Source organism: Lysobacterales bacterium (assembly GCA_019634735.1).
In the GTDB taxonomy this organism is placed as follows: domain Bacteria; phylum Pseudomonadota; class Gammaproteobacteria; order Xanthomonadales; family UBA2363; genus Pseudofulvimonas.
The window spans coordinates 145501-169261 of sequence record JAHCAT010000004.1; the positions used below are offsets into that span (position 1 = coordinate 145501).

Annotated in this window: 19 protein-coding genes and 1 riboswitch; of the genes, 9 read left to right on the forward strand and 10 right to left on the reverse strand. The window is 71.3% G+C overall.

Annotation, left to right across the window (positions count from 1 at the left end; all coding sequences use genetic code 11):
• Positions 1-61: 61 nt before the first annotated feature.
• Positions 62-1174 carry an efflux RND transporter periplasmic adaptor subunit gene (locus KF823_05755; GenBank protein MBX3725405.1) on the reverse strand — a complete coding sequence of 371 codons (1113 nt, stop codon included), beginning with the start codon at positions 1172-1174 and terminating at the stop codon, positions 62-64.
• 90 nt (positions 1175-1264) lie between these two features.
• Between KF823_05755 and KF823_05760 the strand changes: the two genes are divergently transcribed.
• The 3 genes from KF823_05760 (at position 1265) to thiC (ending at position 5839) form a co-directional block, all read left to right on the forward strand.
• Positions 1265-1909, forward strand: coding sequence for a TetR/AcrR family transcriptional regulator (locus tag KF823_05760; GenBank protein MBX3725406.1), 645 nt, complete (start codon positions 1265-1267; stop codon positions 1907-1909).
• Positions 1910-1989: 80 nt separating this feature from the next.
• Positions 1990-3609, forward strand: coding sequence for a Na/Pi symporter (locus tag KF823_05765; GenBank protein MBX3725407.1), 1620 nt, complete (start codon positions 1990-1992; stop codon positions 3607-3609).
• Between the two features lie 117 nt (positions 3610-3726).
• A riboswitch (TPP riboswitch) is annotated at positions 3727-3807 on the forward strand.
• 142 nt (positions 3808-3949) lie between these two features.
• Positions 3950-5839 (forward strand): phosphomethylpyrimidine synthase ThiC, encoded by a 1890-nt coding sequence (thiC, locus tag KF823_05770; GenBank protein ID MBX3725408.1) that lies wholly within the window; start codon positions 3950-3952, stop codon positions 5837-5839.
• Positions 5840-6010: 171 nt separating this feature from the next.
• On the opposite strand, the gene KF823_05775 is transcribed toward thiC, so the two are convergent.
• Entirely contained in the window at positions 6011-6220 is a 210-nt protein-coding gene (locus KF823_05775; protein MBX3725409.1) for a SlyX family protein, read from the reverse strand.
• 70 nt (positions 6221-6290) lie between these two features.
• On the opposite strand from KF823_05775, the gene KF823_05780 reads away from it, so the two are divergent.
• Complete coding sequence (locus KF823_05780) at positions 6291-7307, forward strand: DUF2333 family protein (protein ID MBX3725410.1); 1017 nt, start codon at positions 6291-6293, stop codon at positions 7305-7307.
• Between the two features lie 436 nt (positions 7308-7743).
• Here the strand turns inward: KF823_05780 and KF823_05785 are convergent, their stop codons facing one another.
• From KF823_05785 to KF823_05800, 4 genes are all read right to left on the reverse strand, one after another.
• Positions 7744-8550: a hypothetical protein gene (locus KF823_05785; GenBank protein MBX3725411.1), complete on the reverse strand. Its 807-nt coding sequence runs from the start codon at positions 8548-8550 to the stop codon at positions 7744-7746.
• 338 nt (positions 8551-8888) lie between these two features.
• On the reverse strand, positions 8889-10490 hold the full coding sequence (locus KF823_05790) for an alkaline phosphatase D family protein (protein ID MBX3725412.1): 1602 nt from the start codon (positions 10488-10490) through the stop codon (positions 8889-8891).
• A gap of 189 nt (positions 10491-10679) precedes the next feature.
• Positions 10680-11600, reverse strand: coding sequence for an arginase (gene rocF, locus KF823_05795; GenBank protein MBX3725413.1), 921 nt, complete (start codon positions 11598-11600; stop codon positions 10680-10682).
• A gap of 64 nt (positions 11601-11664) precedes the next feature.
• The gene (locus KF823_05800) at positions 11665-12006 is read right to left on the reverse strand and encodes an Hpt domain-containing protein (GenBank protein MBX3725414.1); all 342 of its coding nucleotides are present in this window, start codon (positions 12004-12006) and stop codon (positions 11665-11667) included.
• A gap of 264 nt (positions 12007-12270) precedes the next feature.
• On the opposite strand from KF823_05800, the gene KF823_05805 reads away from it, so the two are divergent.
• Complete coding sequence (locus KF823_05805; GenBank protein ID MBX3725415.1) at positions 12271-13197, forward strand: hypothetical protein; 927 nt, start codon at positions 12271-12273, stop codon at positions 13195-13197.
• Positions 13194-13973 carry a monofunctional biosynthetic peptidoglycan transglycosylase gene (gene mtgA / locus KF823_05810; protein MBX3725416.1) on the forward strand — a complete coding sequence of 260 codons (780 nt, stop codon included), beginning with the start codon at positions 13194-13196 and terminating at the stop codon, positions 13971-13973. The genes KF823_05805 and mtgA overlap by 4 nt, the downstream gene beginning before the upstream one ends.
• Before the next feature lie 313 nt (positions 13974-14286).
• Here mtgA and arsB read toward each other — a convergent pair whose 3' ends face one another.
• Genes arsB through KF823_05825 form a run of 3 tightly spaced genes read right to left on the reverse strand, consistent with a single transcriptional unit; the run spans position 14287 to position 16104 of the window.
• On the reverse strand, positions 14287-15366 hold the full coding sequence (gene arsB, locus KF823_05815; protein ID MBX3725417.1) for an ACR3 family arsenite efflux transporter: 1080 nt from the start codon (positions 15364-15366) through the stop codon (positions 14287-14289).
• A 13-nt stretch (positions 15367-15379) separates the two neighbouring features.
• Complete coding sequence (locus tag KF823_05820; GenBank protein ID MBX3725418.1) at positions 15380-15766, reverse strand: arsenate reductase ArsC; 387 nt, start codon at positions 15764-15766, stop codon at positions 15380-15382.
• Positions 15763-16104 carry a helix-turn-helix transcriptional regulator gene (locus KF823_05825; protein MBX3725419.1) on the reverse strand — a complete coding sequence of 114 codons (342 nt, stop codon included), beginning with the start codon at positions 16102-16104 and terminating at the stop codon, positions 15763-15765. The genes KF823_05820 and KF823_05825 overlap by 4 nt, the downstream gene beginning before the upstream one ends.
• A gap of 507 nt (positions 16105-16611) precedes the next feature.
• Between KF823_05825 and KF823_05830 the strand changes: the two genes are divergently transcribed.
• From KF823_05830 to KF823_05840, 3 genes are all read left to right on the forward strand, one after another.
• Entirely contained in the window at positions 16612-17631 is a 1020-nt protein-coding gene (locus KF823_05830) for a glycosyltransferase family 2 protein (GenBank protein MBX3725420.1), read from the forward strand.
• A 130-nt stretch (positions 17632-17761) separates the two neighbouring features.
• A complete protein-coding gene (locus KF823_05835; GenBank protein MBX3725421.1) occupies positions 17762-20458 on the forward strand; it encodes a hypothetical protein in 2697 nt (898 codons plus the stop codon).
• A gap of 460 nt (positions 20459-20918) precedes the next feature.
• Positions 20919-21347 carry a CBS domain-containing protein gene (locus KF823_05840; GenBank protein ID MBX3725422.1) on the forward strand — a complete coding sequence of 143 codons (429 nt, stop codon included), beginning with the start codon at positions 20919-20921 and terminating at the stop codon, positions 21345-21347.
• Positions 21348-21404: 57 nt separating this feature from the next.
• Here KF823_05840 and KF823_05845 read toward each other — a convergent pair whose 3' ends face one another.
• Entirely contained in the window at positions 21405-23732 is a 2328-nt protein-coding gene (locus tag KF823_05845; protein MBX3725423.1) for a hypothetical protein, read from the reverse strand.
• Between the last annotated feature and the right edge of the window lie 29 nt (positions 23733-23761).

A 23761-nucleotide genomic window follows, 5' to 3' on the forward strand; every position in this document is an offset into this window, starting at 1 on the left:
TTCCTGGCAGCAGGGGCGCCGTTCGGCGCGGCGGTTCGGGCGTCTGTCGGGGCTGGGGGCGTCAGAAGCGCACCGGCCGGTTGTCCGGGTCGATCGGCCGGATCCGCTGGCCTTCGTGCAGCAGGTGCACGCCCGCCACCACCAGCCAGTCGCCGGGTGCGACGCCGCCGGCGATGTCCACACCCCCCTCATCGAAGGCGGCGACCTCGACCGGTCGCAGGTGCACCGCGCCGGTGTCCGGATCGACGCGCCAGACCGCCGCGTCGCCGTTGTCCCGGTGCAGCGCGGTGAGCGGCACGCGCAGGTGGCCTGCGCCGGCCTGTTCGAAGCGAACCCGGGCGGTGAGGCCCAACGCCAGTCCCGGCGGGGGCTGGTCCAGGCGGACCCGGGTGCGGAACGTCCGGCTGGCGGCATCGGCATCCGGGGCAATCTCGCGGATGGCGCCGGCGATGCGCTGCCCGGCATCCGACCACAGGCTGACCACGGCGGGGTCGCCAACCTGCAGCCGGCTCACCTGCGCCTCGGGCAGGGCGATCTCCACCTCGATCTCGTCCTCCTGGGCCAGCACGGCGATCACCTGGCCGGGCGCCACCACCTGGCCGGCTTCGGCCTCGATGCGGGTGACCAGTCCGGCGCGGTCGGCGCGCAACTGCGTGTAGTCGAGCTGGTTGCGCTGCACCGCCCGCTGCGCCTGCGCCTGGTCCAGGCGTGCCTGCGCCGCCGCCAGCGCGGTCTCCTTGGCCTCGAACTGGGCGGCGCTGATCAGCTGCCGGGCGAGCAGGCCGGCGTGGCGCTCGCGTTCGGAGCGGGCCAGCTCGGCGTCGGCGCGGGCCGAGGCGACGGCCGCCTCGGCCGCGGCCAGGTTCAGCCGCAGGTCGTCCGGATCGAGGGTCGCAAGGACCTGGCCGGCCGCCACCCGGGCGCCGGCATCGACCATTCGCCTGGCCACCTTGCCGCCGACCTGGAAAGCCAGCTGGCTTTCGTGGCGGGCACGCAGCTCGCCGCTGAAATATATGGCGCGCCCCGCCTCGCCGGCATCGGCGCGGGCGACGATGGCCGGGCGTGGCGCTTCCGGGGTCGGCGCCGGCCGGGTGCAGCCGATCAGGGCGAGGGCGGCCAGGGCCGCCGCTGCGGCGACGGGATTCCAGGAACTGAGGAGGCTGCGTGCGGGCATGACTACAATGGCCGGAGGTTGTGGGGCGCGGTTAATGTACGCGTCGGTATAGTAATCATTAGTGAACCGCACTGTCCAGTATTTCCCGCCATGACGCCAGCACTCGCACGCAGCACCCCCGGGCCGGGTCGCCCCAAGGACCCGGAGAAGCGCCAGGCCATCCTGGAAGCGGCCAAGTCCCTGTTTCCCAGGCATGGCTTCGACGGCACCAGCATGGATGCCATCGCCGCCGAGGCCGGCGTCTCGAAGCTGACCGTCTACAGCCACTTCAACGACAAGGAGACGCTGTTCGTCGAGGCGGTACGCGGCAAGTGCCAGGAACTCCTGCCCGACGAACTGTTCCTGCCCGGCGCCGGCCTGCCGATCCGCCAGGCCCTGCTCAAGATCGGGCGCAGCTTCCTGGCGCTGGTCTCGAGCGAGGTGGCGATGAACCTGCACCGCATGATCCTGGCCGACCCGCGCAACGGACCGAAGCTGGGCCAGATGTTCTGGGAGGCCGGGCCGGCGCGGATCACCGAGAGTTTCCGAGGTTTCCTCGACACCATGGTGGCCGGCGGCCAGCTCGAGATCGACGACAGCGCGGTCGCCGCCGGTCATTTCCTGTGCCTGCTCAAAGGTGCCGTCAACGTCCGCATGCTGTGCTGCGACAGCCAGTCCGCGCCCTCCCCCGAACAGGACCAGGCGCACGTCGAGCAGGTGGTCGACTTCTTCCTGCGCGCCTACCAGCCACGCTGACCGGGCCGGGCCCTGTCGCCGCTGGCCGCGCGGCGTCCGCCGTGGTTCCATAGGCGCCCCCGCGCCCTTACGAGTGCAGCTTGAGCAACCTGCTCGCGACCATCGCCGGCGGCATCGGCCTGTTCCTGCTCGGCATGGTGCTGATGACCGAGGGCCTGAAGGCGCTGGCTGGCGACGCATTGCGGCGCCTGCTGGCCCGCTTCACCGGCAACCGCCTGTCGGCGCTGGCCACCGGCGCCGCGGTCACCGCCCTGGTGCAGTCCTCGACCGCCACCACCCTGGCGACCATCGGGTTCGTCTCGGCGGGCCTGCTCGGCTTCGGCAACGCCATCGGCGTCATCATCGGCGCCAACCTCGGCACCACCAGCACCGGCTGGCTGGTTTCCGTGCTGGGCCTGAAGTTCTCGATCGCGGCGTTCGCGATGCCGATGGTGGCGGCGGGTGCGTTGATGCGCCTGCTCGGCCGCGACCGGCTCGCCCACGCCGGCAGCACCGTCGCCGGCTTCGGCCTGATCTTCGTCGGTATCGAGATGCTGCAGGGCGGCATGGCCGGGGTGGCCACCCACATCGACCTCGGTGCGTTCGCCGGCAGTGGGGTCGGGGCACGCCTGGTCCTGGTCGGCATCGGCGCGGTGATGACCGTGCTGATGCAGTCCTCCAGCGCCGCGGTGGCGACCACGCTGGCGGCGCTGGCCGGCGGCGCCATCGGCACCGACCAGGCCGCCGCCCTGGTGATCGGCCAGAACATCGGCACCACGGTGACCGCCGGCATTGCCGCGATCGGCGCCAGCGTCTCCGCCAAGCGCACCGCCCTGGTCCACGTCGTCTTCAACCTGGGCGCCGGGCTGATCGCTTTTCTGGTCCTGCCGCTGTTCGTCGACGCCGTCGAGCGCTTCACCGGCGACGATGGCAGCGGCGCCGACCATGCGATCACCATCGCCGCCTTCCATACCGCCTTCAACCTGCTGGGCGCCCTGGTCTTCGTGCCGCTGATCCCGCAGCTGTCCGCATTGGCGATCCGCCTGCTGCCCGAACACCGGCCGGCGTTGACCCGGCACCTGGATCCCAGCCTGCGCGAGGTGCCGGCACTGGCGATCGGCGCCGCCATCACCACCTTGCGCGGCGTGCTGGCCCAGGCGTTCGCCACCGCCGGCCGCTCCCTGCGTGGCGCACCGCATCCGGGCCCGGCCACCTTCGGTGCCTGGCGCGAGGCCACCGAGGCAGCCGGCGATCTGATCGAGCGCCTGCCCCCGGGCGATCCGCGCACGCTGACCCGGCTGACCGCGACCCTGCATCTGCTGGACCACGTCCGGCAGTTCGTGCGCGCGGCCGGCAAGCCGGCCCGCTACGAACACCTGGACGCCGTACCGGCCCTGCGTGCCCGCGCCCAGGCGCTGGCCGAGGGCCTGCTCTCGGCGGCGCCCCTGCTGGCGCAGGCCCAGGCCGTGGCACCGGACAGCCTGCCGGCGACCCCGGTCGATGGCGCAGCGGGCGGGCTGCGCGCCGACATCCTGCAGGCCTCGGCGATCGGCAGCATCGAGGTCGACGAGGCGCTGGCCGCGCTGAATGCGCAGCGCTGGCTGGAGCGCCTGAGCCATCATGCCCGGCGCGCGCTGGCCTACCTGCAGCAGCTCGATGGCGAACTGCCCCCGGCGCCCGGCTCAGCTTCGCCTGACGCGATGCAGGATCCGCAACCCTGAAACCAGCAGCACCAGGACCGAGGCAGCCACCGCGGACAGCCGATCGCGGGACGTCGTGGCGTTCGCCCCTCCGGTCAGCCTGCTTGCCCGGGCGCTGCCCCTGTCCCATGATGGCCGCGCCGGGGGTGCCCGCCGCGTGCGGCGGGCTGAGACAGTCCCCTTGAACCTGATCCGGTTGATCCCGGCGTAGGGAAGGCGAGGGCGGCCAGCGGTCGCCGTGGCGCGTGGCCGCAGGGCCCCGCGCGACCGTGCCGGCCAGCGCCTGCACAGGTCCCGCACGGGCGGCATGGCAGGTCTGGGGTCGCGCCGCGTTTCCACGCCCCGTCCGCGAGGAAACGCCATGAACGCCGTCGCTACCGAACTCGTCCTCAAGGCCGCCGAACTGTCGGCCGAGGTGCGCCAGCCGTTCCCGGCCAGCCGCAAGATCCATGTCGAGGGCCCGCAGGGCGTGCGCGTGCCGATGCGCGAGATCGCCCTGGCGCCGACCCGCAGCGGCGACGACCTGCTGCCGAACGCACCGGTCACCGTCTACGACACCTCCGGGCCGTTCACCGATCCGGCGGCGCGCATCGACCTGCTGGTCGGCCTGCCGGCGCTGCGCGCCGACTGGATCGCCGCGCGCGGCGACAGCAAGGCACTGGACGGGCCCAGTTCCGGCTTCGGCCGCCTGCGTGCCGAGGATGCCCGCACCGCCCACCTGCGCTTCCAGCACCGGCGTGCGCCGCGCAGGGCGCGGGACGGCGGCAACGTCAGCCAGATGCACTACGCGCGCCGCGGCATCGTCACGCCGGAGATGGAATTCATCGCGATCCGCGAGAACGCCCGCCTGGCCGAGCTGCGCGAGCGCTACGAACAGGCCGGCTACCTGCGCCGCATGCACGCCGGCCAGCCGTTCGGCGCCAGGTTGCCTACCGAGGTGACGGCGGAATTCGTGCGCGACGAGGTCGCCGCCGGACGCGCCATCATCCCCGCCAACATCAACCACCCCGAGCTGGAGCCGATGATCATCGGCCGCAATTTCCGGGTGAAGATCAACGCCAACATCGGCAATTCCGCGGTCACCAGCGGCATCGCCGAGGAAGTGGAAAAGCTGGTCTGGGCGTGTCGCTGGGGCGCCGACACCGTGATGGACCTGTCCACCGGCAAGCACATCCACGAGACCCGCGAGTGGATCCTGCGCAACTCGCCGGTGCCGATCGGCACGGTGCCGATCTACCAGGCGCTGGAGAAGGTCGGCGGCAAGGCCGAGGAGCTGACCTGGGAGATCTTCCGCGACACCCTCGTCGAGCAGGCCGAGCAGGGCGTCGATTACTTCACCATCCACGCCGGCGTGCTGCTGCGCTACATCCCGATGACCGCCGACCGCACCACCGGCATCGTCAGCCGCGGCGGCTCGATCCTGGCCAAGTGGTGCCTGGCCCACCATCGCGAGAACTTCCTCTACACGCATTTCGAGGAGATCTGCGAGCTGATGAAGGCCTACGACGTCAGCTTCTCGCTGGGCGACGGCCTGCGCCCGGGCTGCATCGCCGACGCCAACGACGCCGCTCAGTTCGGCGAACTGCACACCCTGGGCGAGCTGACCCAGGTGGCCTGGAAGCACGACGTGCAGGTGATGATCGAAGGCCCCGGCCACGTCCCCATGCAGCTGATCCGCGAGAACATGGAGGAGGAGCTGCGGCACTGCTTCGAGGCGCCGTTCTACACCCTGGGCCCGCTGACCACCGACATCGCGCCCGGCTACGACCACATCACCAGCGCGATCGGCGCCGCCCAGATCGGCTGGCATGGCTGCGCCATGCTCTGCTACGTGACGCCGAAGGAACACCTGGGCCTGCCCGACAAGCAGGACGTCCGCGACGGCATCATCACCTACAAGCTGGCCGCCCACGCCGCCGACCTGGCCAAGGGCCTGCCCGGCGCCCAGGTGCGCGACAACGCGCTGAGCAAGGCGCGCTTCGAGTTCCGCTGGGAGGACCAGTTCAACCTGAGTCTCGATCCCGACAAGGCCCGCGAGTTCCACGACCAGACCCTGCCCCAGGAGGGCGCCAAGCTGGCGCACTTCTGCTCGATGTGCGGGCCGCACTTCTGCTCGATGAAGATCACCCAGGACGTGCGCGACTACGCCGCCAAGATCGGCGCCGACGAGGCGGCGGCGCTGGAAGCCGGCCTGGCCGACAAGGCCGCGCAGTTCCGGCAGGCGGGCGGCGAGCTGTACCGGGAAGGCTGAGCCGGGGCGACAGCCGGCTGTCCGGGGGGCGCGGCCCGGGCCGGCCGGCGGCCGTCCCCCGGTTGGTCCGGTCCTCAAGGCACGGCCGCACTCTATCCCGGCCGGCAATTCGCCGGCGGGCACAGTCCTGTAAGCGTCACAACCCCCGCCGCGACACTCTGCGGCGCCTGATCAGTAGTGCGGGGGCCGTTCGTCCTCCGGCGAGACCGGGTCGGGCAGGGCGGCGCCGGCATCGAGCCGCGCCTGCAGCGCCTGGCATAGCCGCGCCAGGCGTTCCAGGTCCTGCTGCTGGCGGGCCAGGGCGTCGGTGAGCTGGCGCATCGCCTCTTCCTGGAAGGCGATCCGGGTTTCGATGTCGACCAGGCGGCTGTCGGGGTCCATGGCTTCCGTCAGGGGCTCGCCGGCAGCCGGCGGGACTACAATGATACGCCCCGGTATGGACCTGCCTGCCATGAATGCCGTCGTCACCGCTCCCCGCCGCCGTCGCTGGTTGCTGCGCGGCCTGCTGCTGGTCCTGGCTGCCTGGCTGGTGCTGGTACTGGCGCTCATGTTCTGGTGGAGCAGCGAACCTGCGCCCTTCGATCCCGCCGCCCGTGCCCAGGCCGAGGCGCAGGCCCGGCAGCGGCCGCTGGTCGAGGGCTACGTCACCGTCGCCACCCTGCGCACCCTGGCCTCGACCCTGCTCGACAAGCGCGGCGGCTACCTGAGCAACGACATCGCGCCGCCCGGCGTGTTCATGGACAACATCCCGAACTGGGAATTCGGCGTACTGGTGCAGGTGCGCGACCTGGCGCGGGCCTTGCGCAACGATTTTTCCCGCTCGCAGACGCAGAGCGTCGAGGACCCCGACCTTCAGGAAGCCGACCCGCTGTTCCACTACGCCAGCGACCGCTGGGCGTTCGTGTCCACCGAAAGCCGTTACCGGCAGGGTGTGCGCCGCCTGGACGCCTATCTCGACCGGCTCAGCGACGGCGATGCCTACAACGCGCAGTTCTATGCGCGCGCCGACAACCTGGCGGACTGGCTGGCGGTGGTCGAGAAGCGCCTGGGCTCGCTGTCGCAGCGCCTGTCCGCCAGCGTCGGCCGCGTCCAGGTGAACACCGACCTGGCCGGCGACCCGGCCGCGCGCCAGTCGACGCCGGCGCCGGAGCTGCGCGTGGTGCGCACCTCTTGGTGGGAGATCGACGACGTGTTCTACGAGGCGCGCGGCACCGCCTACGCCCTGGTGCACCTGCTCAAGGCCGTCGACCACGATTTCGCGGAGGTGCTGGCCCGCAAGAACGCCGTGCCCAGCCTGCGCCAGATCATCCGCGAGCTCGAGCAGACCCAGGACGCGGTGTGGAGCCCGGTCATCCTCAACGGCCGCGGCTTCGGCTTCTTCGCCAACCACTCCCTGGTGATGGCCAACTACATCTCACGCGCCAACGCCGCCATCATCGACCTGCGCGCCCTGCTGCAGCGCGGCTGAGTCCGCGCACGACGGTCGCGGCACGGCACCGGTCCGCGATCCCGAGGCGGCGGCCATGCGCCCGCCGCCGTTGCGCCCACGCTTTGCTGCGCCAGGGGCGGCCGCAGAAGCGGCAGTAGTGGCAGCAGGAGTCGAACCGCCAGCCACAACAGCAACAGGAAGAACGTCAGAACGCGGGCAGGTCGGCAGCCGCATCAGCGGCAACAGCGGCAAGAGCCACAGCAACCGCAACCGACGATCCAAGCAGCTGCCCAGCGCGAGCCCGGCACAGTCCGGTTCTCGCCACGGCGCCCCACTTCTCCCCTCCCCCGCTCGCGGGGGAGGGGCGGGGGAGAGGGCCGCCGCGGACAGCGCGCGATCGATCAGACGGGCGCTCCGTCCGGCCCACGCCCGAACCCCGGTGGACCTGCCCGCCCGTGTTCCGCGCGCTGCGCGCTCAGCGCAGCGGTGCCTCCGGCGTCGGGTCGTCGTCGGGCCCCAGCAGCCGCCATGCGCAGGACAGGGCGACCACGGTCACCGCGCCGGCCAGCGTGGCCAGCAAGGCCACGACCAAAGTCAGCGGCGCACTGCCGACCGCCTCGGTCAGTCGGCCAAGCACGTCCTCGAAAAGCCGCACAGCCACCGCCGGCAGGCACAGCCCCAAGGTCAGTCGCCATCCGTGGCCGTGCGTCAGGTGCCAGGATTCGCCGGGGTGGGTATCCCGGCCCAGCGCGGTTGCGGGCAGCACCAGGCTCAGGCGAATCAGAAGATGGATGATCAGGATCAGGGGCAGCCAGGCCAGCCACTCGAACAGCCGCGCCAGCTCCTCGGGATCCATGCCTGGAAACAGCGCCGGCACCACCAAGATGCCCAGCACCAGGACCGGTACAAAGGCCAGTGTGCCCGCCAGCACCAGGAAGACCGACCAGGCCAGGTACCACAGCACGCGACCGTCCAGACGCAACCCCCACAGCGACCGCACCGGCCCGCCGTCGCCCAGCACCACCCGGTGGCAGTTGGTCGCGAACAGCGCGATGCCGAGCCCCGCCGCTGCCACCAGCAGCCAGGCAAGGCCCTGTCGCCCCTCACCGGTCGCCCGCATGACCTGCCAGGCGAGACCAAGCTGCAGCAGGGCCGGAAGCACCAGCACCCGCAGCAGGTCGCCAGCATGGCGTTGCAACATGCGGGCGGTTTCCGCCCACAGCGCGATCACCGTGAAGGCAGGTCGTTGCGAGGTCTGCTGATGCTCCTGCATGGGCGCCACCGGATCATCATCGAGAGCATGAGGATATCTGCGGACGTGTTGACCGGTGTGGCCCCGGCCGCCGCCGTCGCTTCAAGCTGCGTGATTCGGGAGAGCGCGTGACGGGACCGGTGGGACCGCGCCACCACGCGCAGATCGGTGGCTGCAGTCGCGGCTTCGCGAACCCTTCCGGTGTAGAGCCCCTACCAGCTTGTTGAAAAACGACCTTCCTGGTCGTTTTTCAAGTCGCCCGTCCGGCGCAGGTCCGGACGGGCTCCTGTCGAATCAACTGCTTACGCACTTGCTTCGCCGAGCGGCCATCCATGGCCGCCGCCAGCAGGCTGTTTTTCAACAGCCTGCTAGGCCGACCGGATGCCTCGAACGCCGTCCTCGATGACGAAGCGGGCCAGGGTCTCGACGGCATCATCGGTCTGCTTGACCGTGCGTGGCGAGCGCAGGCGGACCTCGGCATCGCGCCCCAGGGTCAGCAGCGTGTAGCCACGCCGGTCGCCGCGCGCATAGTGCATGTGCGGATTGCGTGCCTGCATCGCCTGGTGGTGCTCGGCGGGCCAGCCCTGCGAGGACACCGAGGTGCCGCAGACCTCGGCGGCCAGCACGGGTGAGTCGCGCCACGGATCGCGGCGCACGTCGGTGATCTCCCAGGCATGGATGTCGCCGCCCAGCACCACGGGGTTGCCCAGGCCTGGCCGCTCCAGCGCGGCCAACACCTTCTCCCGACTGGCGGGATAGCCATCCCAGGCGTCGGTCCAGACCTGGCGCCCCGGCGCGTCCTCGCCGTCCACGGGGCTGAAGCGGGTCTGCTGGGCCAGCAGGTTCCAGCGGGCCCGGGAGACGGCCAGGCCCTGCAGCAACCAGGCCTCCTGCTGTTCGCCGAGCAGGGTGCGCTGCGGATCGGCCAGTTCCGGGCATGCCTCGACGTCCACCGTCGTCGAACCGCCGCCCTTGAACGGGTCCGGGCAGGCCATGGCATCGCGGAACTGGCGGCTGTCCAGCACGAAGAAGCTGGCCAGCGAGCCCCAGTCGACGCGGGTGTGCACGGTCATCGAGCCGTCGGTGCGCGGGCGCATGCGGCGCGGCAGCGGCATGTGCTCCCAGTAGGCCTGCCAGGCGGCAGCGCGACGAAGCAGGAAGCGCGGGTCGCCATGTTCGGACTCTGCGGCCGCCGGGTCGTTGTCGACTTCGTGGTCGTCCCAGGTCAGCAGCCAGGGCACCGCGGCATGGGCGCGCTGGAGGTCGGGATCGGTCTTGTACTGCGCATGGCGGACCCGGTAGTCGCCGAGCGTGTAGCACTCGCCGCCCTGGTGTCTGCGCACCAGGTCGTCGCCCCAGGAGCTTTCGTAGATGTAGTCGCCCAGGAACACCACCAGGTCGGGATCGTCCTCGGCCAGGCCCCGCCAGGCATTGAAGAAACCCTGCTCGTAGTGCTGGCACGAGCCGGTCGCGAAGCGCAGCCGCCCTGGGCCGGCATCGGCCGCGGGCGCGCTGCGCGTGCGGCCCACCGGGCTGACCTCGCTGCCCGCGAGGAACCGGTAGAACCAGGGACGGTCTGGCGCAAGGCCGTCGACGTCGACGTGCACGCTGTGCGCCAGTTCGCCCACCGCCCGCACCCGCCCCTCGCGGGCGATGCGGGCGAAGCCCTCGTCATGGGCGACCTGCCAGGTGACGGTGACCCACTCGTCGCGATGGATGCCGCCGTCACGGGCCAGTGGCGCGGGCGCCAGCCGCGTCCACAGGGTCATGCCGTCCGCCACCGGGTAACCGGACGCCACGCCCAGGGTGAACGGGTACCCGACGAAGCGGGTGCGCTGGGTCTGCGCGCGCAGCGCGGGTGCGCCGACGAACCCCGCCAGGCCCAATGCGGCGGCGGAGCGCAGCAGGTCGCGGCGGCTCAGGCGACCGCTGCGGATCAGGCGGTCCAGGGCGTGCTGGCGGTCGGACATCGCGGGTTCCGTGTCGGCGCCGGAACGGCCGGCAGACGACAGATGATGCCGCAGGTGCGCGTCGGGCGGATGACCACGACGTCCGGTCAGCCCGGGCTTCTCACCCGTGCGCGTGTGGCGAGGGCATCGAGATCGCCACGCGGGGGGAAGCCCCCCGGGCCGCCGCAGCGGTCCCGCACGCCATCCGGGTCAGGCCCGCATCAGGGTCGACTTGCCGAACAGGCTTTCCACCAGGTCCACCGCAAGCCGCGCGGTCTGGTTGCGCTTGTCGTAGGCGGGATTGAGTTCGAAGATGTCCAGCGACCCCAGGCGGCCGGTGTCGGCGATCATCTCCATCACCAGCTGCGCCTCGCGGTAGTTGGGTCCGCCGCGCACGGTGGTGCCGACGCCGGGCGCGATCGAGGGGTCCAGGAAATCGACGTCGAAGCTGACGTGCAGGTGGGTGTCGGCATCCATTCCGTCGAGCGCCTCCTCCATCACCCGCTTCATGCCGACCTCGTCGATGTAGCGCATGTCGTAGATGTCCAGGCCGACCTCCTGCACCAGCCGCTTCTCGCCCGGATCGACCGATCGGATGCCGATCTGGCGGATCTGCGCCGGCTCCAGCGCCGGCACCTGGTGGCCGAGCTGCACCAGCGGCGCGGGCCCGTGCCCGCACAGGCAGGCGACCGGCATGCCGTGGACGTTGCCCGAGGGCGTGATCTGGCTGGTGTTGAAGTCGGCGTGGGCGTCCAGCCAGAGCACGCGCAGCTTCCGGCCGATCGCGCGGCAGTGGTCGGCGACCGCGGTGATCGAGCCGATCGCCAGGCAGTGGTCGCCACCCAGCACCACAGGCATGCGCAGCAGTTCCAGTTCCTGGCGCACCGCCGCCATCAGCGTCTGGTTCCAGGCGACCACCTCGGCAAGGTGCCGGTAGCCATCCACCGGCCCCTGCCAGGGATTGCCGGGGCCGGCCAGGTTGCCGCGATCCTCGACCTCCAGTCCGCGCCGGCGCAGGGCTTCGGCGAGCCCGGCGACGCGCAGCGCCTCAGGGCCCATCGATGCACCGCGATGGCCGGCGCCGACATCGGTGGGGGCGCCGATCAGGGACAGCGGCAGGGCGGGGGTCATGGTCGGGCTCCTTCGCGGTGACCCGCCATTGTAAGGGGCGGGCTCCGCCGGCCCGTGCTGCCGTTCAGCCCGCCGGTGGCGAGGCCTCGGCGGCGGTCCTGCGCAGGCGTTCTACCAGTTCCAGAAAGGCCTGCGACATGCGCAGCGGCGGCTTGGCGCCGGGCCGCGGTCCGCTGCTGCCCCAGGCCGACAGCCACTGCTCCAGCAGGCGGGCCTGGGCGCCGATCTCCGCGTAGCCGTAGCTGCCCGCCGAGCCGGCCAGCTTGTGCAGGAGCTGGCGCAGCACCGGCACACGGTCGCGTGCCGGGGTGCTGGTCGGCAGCGGCCACAGCGATTCCAGCTCGGCGGCCTTGTCGGCCAGGCTGGCACGGTAGCGCTCGTGGAGCTGGTCGATCGCCTCGGACATGGTCGGTGCGCCTGTCGGTCTGGATGCCCGTGCGATTGTCGCCGTATTCGCCCGCGACGCAAGCCGGCGCCCTGCCGGTTTGCAGAAGGCCGACGGCACCGACGGTCTGCCGGCCGGTCGTCCGGCGCACGTGCGGACGGGTCCCGACATGCCGACTTCGCGCAGGGGTGCCCGATCGGGATGTGTGCCGGACCCGGGAAAACGACCGGCTTGCCCGCGCCGGCGCCGCTGGCGATCATGGCCGGCCGCCCTGGAGTTTCGCGCATGCACGTTTTCCGACACCTGCTGGCGGCGCTTGCCGTGCTGACCGCCCCCGCCGTGGCCCAGGACGAGGCCGTGCCCGAGGCGGGCGATCCCGGCGCCGGGCTCGAGGCAGCCGATCCTGCTCCGTCGTTCGACGGCGTGCCGGACGCGGTGGCCGCGCTGCTCGCCGCAGAAGCGGCGTTCGGCGACGAAGTCGCCACTCGCGGCGTGCGCGACGGCTTCCTGCGCCACCTGGCCGAGGAGGCCATCGTGTTCCGGCCGTTGCCGACGCCGGCGCGCGCCTGGTTCGCCGCCCAGGCCGAGCCGGACTTTCTTCTGCAGTGGACGCCCTGGTTCGTCGAACTGGCCGGCGCAGGGGACTTCGGCTACACGCTCGGCCAGTGGGCGTCCACCGCGCTGGATCCGGAGGCGCGCGCGGCGGGCTACGGCCATTACCTGACGGTGTGGATCCGGCTTCCCGACGGGACCTGGAAGGTGCTTGCCGACCATGGCATCGGGGGACTCGCGCAGTCCTCCGGCGAACCGGCGAGCGTGCAGGTCAGGGGCGAGGATCGTTCGATGGCCGCGGAGGGAAGCTGGCTGATGAACACCCGCTGGGTGGCCCTGCACGAGGCCTCCCTGCGCCTGGCCGGCAGTCAGGCCCAGCAGCAGCCGGTCCCATCCTCCTGGCTGGCCCAGGACCTGATCGTCCTGCGTCCTGGACGCGGGCCGGTCAGCGGCCACGAGGCGACCCGCCTGGTGGTCACCGACCGCCACGGCGGCACCGAGCCGATGACCACCCTGATGGCGGCCAGCGGCGACCTCGGACTGAGCCTGGGCGGCGAGGCCGGGGTCGGCGCCTGGCTGCGGATCTGGCGGCACCTGGACGACCGCGGCTGGATCCTGGCGGTGGACGTCGCGACGCCGGTGCCACCGGCGGCACCATGATCGCCGGCACCCGGGCGTCACGTCGGCGGTCCGGGCGCAAAGGTGCCCGACAGCGCAGCTGGCCGCGCCGGGTGCTGCGCGGACTGGCCTGGCTGCTGCTGGCCTGGGTGGCGCTGAGCGCGACCCTCGTCCTGCTGTTGCGCTTCGTCGATCCGCCGCTGTCCAGCTTCATGCTGCAGCGTGTGGTGGAGGCCCGTTGGCGCGGCGAGTCCGGTTTCGCCCTGGCGCACCGCAACGTGCCGCTGGAACGCGTTTCGCCTGCCCTTCGTCTGGCGGTGGTGGCTTCCGAGGACCAGAAGTTTCCAGAGCACCGCGGCTTCGATCTCGCCGCACTGCGCGTGGTGGCGGCCGAGCACCTGGCCGGCCAGGGCCGGCGCGGCGCCAGCACGATCAGCCAGCAGACCGCCAAGAACCTGTTCCTGTGGCCTGGCCGGAGCTGGCTGCGCAAGGGTATGGAAGCCTGGTTCACCGTGCTGATCGAGGCGACCTGGCCGAAAAAGCGCATCCTCGAGGTGTACCTCAACATCGCGCAATTCGGCCCCGACCTGTTCGGTGCCGAAGCGGCGGCCCAGGCGTTCTTCGGCAAGCCCGCGTCGGCCCTGACGCCCGCCGAGGCGGCGCGCATGGCCGCCGTGCTGCCGGCCCCCAACCGCCGCCGCGTCGAGCCGCCGAGCCCGGTGGTCGCCAGCCGCGCCGCCTGGATCGAAACGCAGATGCGGGCGCTGGGCGGTCCGGCCTATCTTTCGGGAATCGGTGCGGAGGGCGAGGGGCGGTGAGATTTGGGGTGGGGACCGGGGACCGGGGAGCAGGGAGCAGGGAGCAGGGAGCAGGGAGCAGGGAGCAGGGAGCAGGGAGCAAGGAGCAAGGAGCAAGGAGCAAGGAGCAGGGAGCAGGGAGCAGGGAGGCGAGAACGCAAAAAGCAAGGGACAGGGGTGAGGAGGCGAACGGGATCGGGTCACGCCCATGGGCGGGTGCGGCCTGGCCTGTCTACGCAGGGGCGTGTTGCCTGGCAGTCCTTGCTGCTTGCGACGGCACCGCACTTCTCCCCTCCCCCGCGGGCGGGGGAGGGGCGGGGGAGAGGGCAGTCGGTCAGCGCAGGTCGCCGCCCGCCGGCCACCAGCGCCGTCGCAGCCACAGCGCGACGCTGACCAGGGCGATCAGCACCGGCACTTCGACCAGCGGTCCGATCACGGTCGCGAAGGCGATCGGCGAGGCCAGCCCGAAGGCGGCGATGGCGACCGCGATCGCCAGTTCGAAGTTGTTGCTGGCCGCCGTGAACGACAGCGCCGTGGTCCGTGGATAGTCGGTGCCGAGCCGCCGCGACAGCCAGAAGCTGACCAGGAACATCAGCACGAAGTACAGCGCCAGCGGCACGGCGATGCGCAGCGCGTCCAGCGGCAGCGCGAGCACGCTGGCGCCCTTCAGCGCGAACATCGCGGCGATGGTGAACAGCAGCGCCAGCAGGGTGATCGGCGCGCTACGCGCGATGAACACCTCCCGGTACCAGCGCTCGCCCTTGCGCGGCAGCAGCCAGCGCCGGGTCAGGAAGCCGGCCGCGAACGGAATGCCCAGGTAGATCGCCACCGCCTGCACGAGGGTCGCGAATGGCACATCGACGGCGAACCCGGTCAGGCCCAGCCAGCCCGGCAGCACGACCATGAACAGCCAGGCGTAGAAGGGGAAGAACAGGAGCTGGAACACGCTGTTGAAGGCGACCAGTCCGGCGACGTAGTCGTTGTCGCCCCCGGCCAGCTGGTTCCAGACGATCACCATGGCGATGCAGCGCGCCAGTCCGATCAGGATCACGCCGGCCATGTACTCGGGCGCATCGTGCAGGAACGCGACCGCCAGCACGAACATCAGCACCGGCCCGATCAGCCAGTTCTGCACCAGCGACAGCAGCAGCACGCGGCGGTCGGAGAACACCCGGGGCAGCGACTCGTAGCGCACCCGCGCCAGTGGCGGATACATCATCAGCACCAGGCCGATGGCGATCGGCAGGCTGGTGCCGCCGACACTGAGCGCGTCCAGCGCCGCCGGCACGCCGGGCCAGAGCGTTCCCACGGCAGTTCCAAGGGCCATCGCCGCGAAGATCCAGGCGGTCAGCCAGCGGTCGAGGAAGCCCAGGCGGGGCGCCGGGCGTGGGCCGGTGGTGGTGGTGGCGTCCATGCGCAGGCTCCGGTCAGAGTCGGCGCAGCAGGTCGTCGACCCGGCGGCCGATCTCGTCGCGAACGAGCCGGTAGCCGTCCTCACCCAGGTCGCGCGGGTCGGGCAGGGCCCAGTCCTCGCGGATCCGTGCCGGGATCCACGGGCAGCGATCGCCGCAGCCCATGGTGACCACGGCATCGAAGTCGACATCGCGAAACTCCTCCAGCGACTTGCTGCGCTGGCCGGCCAGGTCGATGCCGAGCTCGGCCATGTGGGCGATGGCCTTCGGGTTGACCTGGCCGGACGGCGCCGAGCCGGCGCTGTCGGCGCGCAGCGCAGCGCCGCCACGGTGGCGGGCAAAGGCCTCGGCCATCTGGCTGCGGTTGGAATTCTCGACGCAGACGAACAGCACGCGTTTCATGATTGGACGATTTCCGTGGCAGGGGTCGGGCAGGGTGCGGGCTGGCCGCAATCGGCGCCGGCGCAGCAGTTCTCGGTGAGGTAGGCGAGCAGGGCGTTCATGCGCAGAAAGTGCGCCGTGCAGGTGATGCTGCGCCCCACGCGCCGGTCCACCACCAGGCCTGCGCTGCGCAGTACGTTCAGATGGTTGCTGAGGGTCGCGGGCGGCAGACCCAGGCGCGTTTTCAGATCGCCCACCTGCAAGCCTGCGGGGCCGGCCTGGACCAGGAGCCGGAAGATCGCCAGTCGGGAGGGCTGGCCCAGGGCGCTGAGCAGGACGAGGGCATCGGTTGATTTCATGATTCCGGGAGTATGGAAGTATTGGGTTGCGAGTTCAACTGAGCAGGGAGAAGGGGCGGGGAGCAGGGCGCAGCTCGCAGGATGCGCGGTCGGTCTACGCGCTGTTGGTGGGGCCCTCTCCCCCGCCCCTCCCCCGCGTCGCGGGGGAGGGGAGAAGTGCGGTGCCGCCGCCCGCCCGGGACTCGGGACTCGGGACTCGGGATTCGGGATTCGGGATTCGGGATTCGGGATTCGGGATTCGGGACTCAGGATTCGGGATTCGGGATTCGGGATTCGGGATTCGGGATTCGGGATTCGGGTCGGGGCGCGCCAGAAGAGAGTGTGGGCTTGGGAGCCAGGGCGTGGTGGGCTCCCCTCTCCCGCGGCGCGGGAGAGGGGCTGGGGGAGAGGGCCGTCGGGGCGAGGCCGGTCGCCAGGGCAGCAGACCGGAAGGTCGGCAAGGCGCGCGCGCCCGCAGGATCGTCGCCAGCGCGGTTGTTCCCACGTTCCGGGCTACCATCCGCGGCCATGGAGAATCGACAGTCACTGGCGGTGGTGGTGCCCGCCTTCAACGAAGGCGAGGGCCTGGCCGCCTTTCACGCCCGCCTGGCGAAAGTGCTGGATGTGCTTGACCTGGACAGCACCGTCGTCTACGTCGACGACGGCTCCCGCGACGACACCTGGCAGGTGATGGGCTCGTTGGCCGCGCACGATCCGCGCGTGGTGCGCGCCAGGCTGTCGCGGAACTTCGGCAAGGAACTGGCCCTGACCGCCGGCCTGGACCTGGCCGACGCCGACGCCGTGGTGGTGATCGATGCCGACCTGCAGGACCCGCCGGAGCTGATTCCCGACTTCGTGGCCCGCTGGCGCGAAGGCTTCGACGTGGTCTACGGCACCCGCGCCGAGCGCCAGGGCGAAACCTGGCTGAAGCGCCTCACCGCCGCGACCTTCTACCGCCTGATCGGCCGGATCAGCGCCACCCCCATCCCGGCCGACACCGGCGATTTCCGCCTGCTCTCCCGGCGCGCCCACCAGGCGCTGAAGGGCCTGCGCGAGCGGCACCGCTTCATGAAGGGCCTGTTCGCCTGGGTCGGCTACCGGCAGACCGCCCTGGTCTACCAGCGCGATCCCCGCCATGCCGGCACCAGCAAGTTCAACTACCTCAAGCTCTGGAACTTCGCGGTCGAGGGAATCACCTCGTTCTCCGCGGTGCCCTTGCGCTTGGCGACCTGGACCGGCGTCGCCACCGCCCTGGTCGCCTTCGTGTTCGGCGTGTGGGTGGTGATCAAGGCCGCCCTGTACGGCGACCCGGTGCGCGGCTACCCCTCGCTGATGGCCGTGGTCCTGTTCCTGGGCGGCGTGCAGCTGCTCGCCCTGGGCATCATCGGCGAGTACCTGGGTCGCCTGTTCATGGAGTCCAAGCAGCGCCCGCTGTACCTGCTTGACGCCGTCGAGCCGGCCCACCACGATCAGGACCGGCCCGGACCGCAACCGACGCCCGGCCCGGCACCGCGCCGGGACGAGGCGGCGCTGCGGCGCACGGATTGAGCGGCCCTGTCGTCCCCACCCATACTCCGGCGGTGGCGTCGGCGGCCGGTCAGGACGCGCCGGCCACCCTCGCGACACTGCCCGCCATGGCGGCGGGCGGACCGCGCATCTTCCTGGGAGGGAACAGAGCATGCGTAGCAACCTGACCGCCGGCGCGCTGGCCGTGCTGACCGTGGCCGGCCTGGCCTGGGCGGCGACCACCGCGCCCGCCAAGCGCGCCAACCTCAAGCCGCTGGGCGGCGACTACTGGGCGATCCGGGTCTCCTACCCGACCTTCCATTTCAGCCCCAGCTGGTACCAGGACGCTGAACGCGAGGATGCGCTGGTCAGCGCCGGCGTACCGGCCGGCGAGAAGACCTACCGCCGCAGCAGCGAATCGCCGCTGGCCCTGGACCCGGAGAGCTGGACCTTCCTCGGGCCGGAGCCGCAGGTATTCAACAACTACGGCCAGGTCTCCGGCCGCACCAACGTAATTGTGGTCGACCCGACCGGCCCGGACGGCGACGGCTACCACACCGCCTTCGCCGCCGCTGACGGCGGTGGCGTCTGGAAGAGTACCGACTGCTGCGACGCCGACACCACCTGGCGCAACGTCACCGACCAGCCCGACATCAAGTCGATCGCCATCGGCGATCTGTACATCGATCCCAACGACGCCAACGTGATCTACGCCGGCACTGGCGACCTGCGCTACGGCTCCTTCTCGTTCGGCACCGCCGGCCTTCTGAAGAGCACCGACAAGGGCGAGACCTGGCAGGTGCTGGGCGAGGACGTGTTCACGCCTTTCTACCCGCCCTCGGCCAGCCTGGGCTTTCCGCAGTACCAGGCGATCGGCAAGGTGGTCACCGATCCCGACGATTCCGACACCGTGGTGGTCGGCACCAAGACCGGCCTGTACTTCTCCTACGACGGCGGCGAGAACTGGGAAGGTCCCTGCCTGACCAACCCGCACACCAGCCAGCGCCAGGACATCACCGGCCTGCGCGTGGTCGACAACGCCGGCGGCCCGAGCACGCTGTACGCGGCGGTCGGCACCCGCGGCAACCCGACGCCGGTGCAGCCGGACCTGGCCAACCTGGGCGCCAACGGCGTCTACCGCACCGCCATGCCGACCAGCGGCTGCCCCTCGGTGGCCTCCTGGAGCCTGCTCAACACGGGCTGGCCGGCGGGCACCGGCAACGGCGATCCCACCGGCAAGGTGCTTGGCCGCCTGGAACTGGCGATCGCGCCCAGCAACCCGTCCGTGCTGTACGCGATGGCCGCCCACGCCACCGCCAACAACGTCCTGGGCGTGTGGCGCAGCAACGACGGCGGCGACACCTGGACGCAGACCGCCGCCACCGCCGGCGTGCAGGCGCAGTCGTGTTCCAGCGCCGCCGGCGGCGGCCAGCAGATGTGGTACGACGCCAACCTGACCGTCGACCCCAACGATCCCAACACCGTGCTGCTCAGCGGCGTCGACCTGTACCGCTCGACCAATGGCGGCACCACCTTCCAGAACATCACCTGCGGCTACGGCAACGGCAACGCCCACGTCGACCACCACTCCACCGCCTACCTGCCGACCGGCAGCGGCGGCTACGACAGCGACAAGGTGCTGGTCGGCACCGACGGTGGCGTCTACTACACCGGCAACGTGCGCTTCGGCACCGGCGGCACCTCGGCGGCCAACCGCCCCACCTACCTGTCGCTGAACCGCACCATCGGCTCGATCGAGTTCTATTCCGGCGACATCACCGGCAACTTCGCCAATGCCAGCTCGCCAGGCGCCGCCGGCGGCGCCCAGGACAACGGCAGCGCCACCATCCGCTGGAACAACACCGACCCGGGCCCGGGCACCTGGACCGTGCGCCTGGGCGGCGACGGTATCTACAGCCGCATCGAGCCTGTCAACGAATTGCGTTGGTATGCGTCCAGCCAGAACGGCAACTTGCGTGTATCCACCACCGGCCACGCCGGGACCACGGTCGCAGCTTCTGGCGCCTGGACCGGCGAGACCCGCAGCTTTGTGATGCCGGTCGAGATCTATCGCTATGGCGAACTGAACGCGCCCGGCAGCGGCTGCACCAGCGCGGTCGGCTGCACCTTCATGCTGGCCGGCGGCATCCGCGTCTGGGAAACGATCCAGGGTGCGATTCCGGCCAGTTCCTGGTATGCCAACAGCCCCAACCTGACCAAGGGCACCCTGGGCAACCGTTCCTTCATCAACCAGCTCGCCTACGCGGTGGCCTCGCCGAAGGTGGCGATCGCCGGCACCAACGACGGCAACGTCTGGATCGGCCACGGCATGAACGCCGGCACCGCCAACAGCGCCACCTGGGTCAACGTCACCGCGGCCAACGCCGTGCTGCCCAACCGGCCGGTGATGGATGTCGTGGTCGACGTGCTCGATGCCGCCAACCCCGGCGCCGACATCGTCGGCTATGCGGCGCTCGGCGGCTTCGCGCAGAACACGCCCGGCCAGCCCGGCAACGTCTACCAGGTGATTTGCGAGAACAACTGCTCGACCTTCGTGTGGCGCAACGTCAGCGGCAACCTGCCGAACATCCCGACCAACGCCATCGCCATCAACCCCAACGTGCCCGGCCAGGTGTTCGCCGGCACCGACTGGGGCCTGTACTACACCGACGACGCGTTCGCGCCCGAGCCGGTCTGGCACCGCTTCGAGAACGGCCTGCCGCGCGTGATGATCTGGGACATGGCGGTCGACCGCGGCTTCACCACCCTGGCCGTGTTCACCCGCGGCCGCGGCGCCTGGGCCTGGCCACTGCCGACCACCGCGATCGGCAACGACACGATCTTCGCGCACGATTTCGAGTTGCAGTAGGAGAAGCCGGGACCCGGGACTCGGGACTCGGGACTCGGGACTCGGGACTCGGGACCCGGGACTCGGGACTCGGGACGCGGGACGCGGGACGCGGGGACCGGGGACCGGGGACCGGGGACCGGGGACCGGGGACCGGGGCGGAAAGTGTCACCTCTCCCGCAGTGTGGGAGGGGTGTTGGCGGACAGGGGTCTGTTCGCGACCCGCAACCTTGAGCGCGGCCCTTCTCCGGTTCGCGCTCCTCACGCCCCCATCGAGCGCGACTTGAGGGCGAGCCGTCGGATGGTCCGGATGGGTTGAGCACCCTCGGAAGAATCCGGCCCCATCGGTTGCGGAACCCGGCCGGCGTGGCCGGCTGCCGGGCAGGCGATGGCGTGGAGGTACCGGTCAGCCTGACGGTCGGCCGGGACCGGCGGCGCCAACCGCGCTAGACTCCCGCCATCCGGCAACGAGGGCGAGGCGATGAACAACGCCAGGCATCTGCTCCAGGGCAAGGACGGCGCGATCCACGCGGTCGCACCCGGCGACTCGGTGCTGGAGGCGATTCGCCGCATGGCCCAGCACCATGTCGGCGCCCTGCTGGTGATGGAGGGTGAGACGCTGGTCGGCATCGTTTCCGAGCGCGACTACGCCCGCAAGGTCATCCTCAAGGACCGCTCCTCGCGCGACACCCGGGTCGCCGACATCATGTCGTCGCCGGTCATCACCGTGCCGCCCGACGCCACCCTGGACGCCTGCATGCGCACCGTCACCGACCGCCGCGTCCGCCACCTGCCCGTGGTCGAGGGCGGTCGCGTGCTGGGCGTGCTGTCGATCGGCGACCTGGTCAAGGCCGTGATCGACGCCCAGGCGCGGGAGATCGAGCAGTTGCAAAGCTACATCTCGACCTGAGCGCCGACGCCGGCGCGCCAGCGGCCGCAGGCCCGCAGCCGCAGGCGCAGCGATCCCTCACTGCAGCTCGAAGCCATCCCGGAACAGCACATCCCCTGGTGGCGACCAGTAGGCGATCTGGTGCGCGACCTGGCCACCGGCGACGATCAGCGGGCCCACTGCGACCACGGTGTCCTCCCGCACCAGCAATCGGTTGACGCCGCCACAGTTGCGGCGCAGGCCGATGCCCTGCGGACCGGGCATCTGCCGCCAGCCCCCGGTCGGGTGGTAGCCCGCCACGCAGTGCAGGTCGAGATCGCCGATCCGCTCGAAGCCCCCGCCCAGCACCAGCCCGTCGCCGCTGACCGCCATGTCGCCCACGTGCCAGTCCAACTCCTGGCCGGCGCCGTCGGTCACCGGGTGCCAGGTGGCACCGTCCCAGCGTGCCAGGAAGCGCGGGCTGGTTCCGCTCGGCGGCGCGCCGAAGCTGCCGCCCGCGTATAGCGCGCCGTCCAGGCTGGCCAGGGCGCGTACCGCGCCGGTGGACAGCCCGGTGCCGAGCGGACGCCAGCCCTCGGTGGGATTCCACCGCGCCACGCGCAGCGCCGGCGTGCCGCCGCCGAGCTGGGTGAAGCCGCCCCCGGCGATCAGTTCGCCCTGGTGGGTGTGCAGCGTCGTCACGATGCCATTGCCCAGCCCGCCATCGACGGCCTGCCAGGCGCTGCCGGTCCAGCGGGCGATGCGCGCCATCGGGGCGCCGCCGAAGCCGCCGGCCGCGGTGAACCACCCTGCCGCGTAGAGCTGGCCCTGGTACACATGCAGGGCCTCGACGGTCCCGCCCAGGCCGTTGGCCATCGGCTGCCACGCGTTGCCGTCCCAGCGCGCGACGCGGTTGACGGTGCGGCCCGGCGGCGCGTCGGGGTCGGGCGCATAGGTGAAACTGCCGCCCGCGATCAACTGGCCTTCGAACTCGACCACGGCATTGACCTCGCCATTCGAGAAGCCGCCACTCAGGCCCAGCCACTGGGTGCCGTCCCAGGCCGCGATCCGCGCGCTGGACGCCGAGCCCGCCTCCGTGAAGCCGCCCCCGACCAGCAGGTGGCCCGCGTACGACAACACGGTCTGCGGCCGCCCGCCCATCAGGCCGTTGACCGGTGCGTCCGAGACCCGTGCGAAGCCGGCACCGGTCCAGCGCGCGATGCCGGGGCTCAGCACGCCACCGGCCTGGTTGAACAGGCCGCCCAGGTAGATCTCGTCGCCGAAGCTGGCCAGGCTCAGGACGTTGTCCAGCCCGGCGCCCGCGCCGTCCGGACCCGAGAGGGCAAGCCACTGGCCGCCGTCCCAGGCGATCACCCGCGGCGAATCGATCGTGCCCGAGCCGGGAAACGAGCCGCCGACGTAAAGCAGCCCGTGCTGCGCCTGCAGGGCGTAGACCTGGTGGGTGACGTTGCCCAGGCCGATGCCCAGCGCGCTCCAGGCCGAACCATCCCAGCGCGCCACGTTGCGCGCCGGCACGCCGCCCGCGCTGGCGAAACGTCCGCCCACGAACAGGCCCGACGGGGTGCTGTGCAGGGCGTTCACCGCGGTCCCGAAGCCCGCGTCCTGGGCGACGCCCTGACCCGAGGGGCCGGCCAGGGCCTGCCAGGCGCTGCCATTCCAGCGCGCCACGTGATTGATGGATGGCGAGGACGAGACGATGGAGCCGCCGGCGACCAGTTCCCCCTGGTGGACGGTCAGTGCATTGACGGTGGCGCTGGCCTGGAACGGGTTGGCGAGCACCTGCCAGTCGCTGCCGGTCCAGCGGGCCAGGCCGTTGACCGCCATGCCGCCTGCCTGGCTGAACTGGCCGCCGACGATCAGCTCGTCCTGGAAGACCGTCAGGGCCCGGACCGAGCCGCCGACACCGGCCCCCTGGCTGCCGGCCAGCGTATGCCAGGCCTGGCCGTCGTAGCGCAGGATGCCGCCCGGCGACTGCCCGTCTGGCGCCAGGAAGCTGCCGCCGACGATGAGCTCGCCCTGGAACGCGGCCATCGACCACACCGCGAAGTTGAAGACCAGATCGGGATCGCCGGGCAGCGGCACGCGCTCCCAGGCGCTGCCGTCCCAGCGGGCGATTCCCGGGCTGTAGACATCGTCCATGGTGACGAAGTTGCCGGCGGTATACAGCGCGGGGCCGCGGCCGTCGTCCCAGACCGCCTGGGCCCAGACGCCCGGGATGAAGTTGATGGCCGATGCGCCGTTGGCGCCGGCGCCAGCGAACGGGCTGTGCCAGCCGCCGGCGGCGGTCCGCTCGTGGCCCAGGTCGACGCCGTGCCCCTGCCCGGCGAGCAGGGCGAAGAGCAGGCAGGCCAGCATGGCAGGTACATGAGGCCGCAGCCCGGCGCGGCGGATCACGAAGACGTGCATGGTCAGTATCTCTCCAGTGGCGCCGCCCG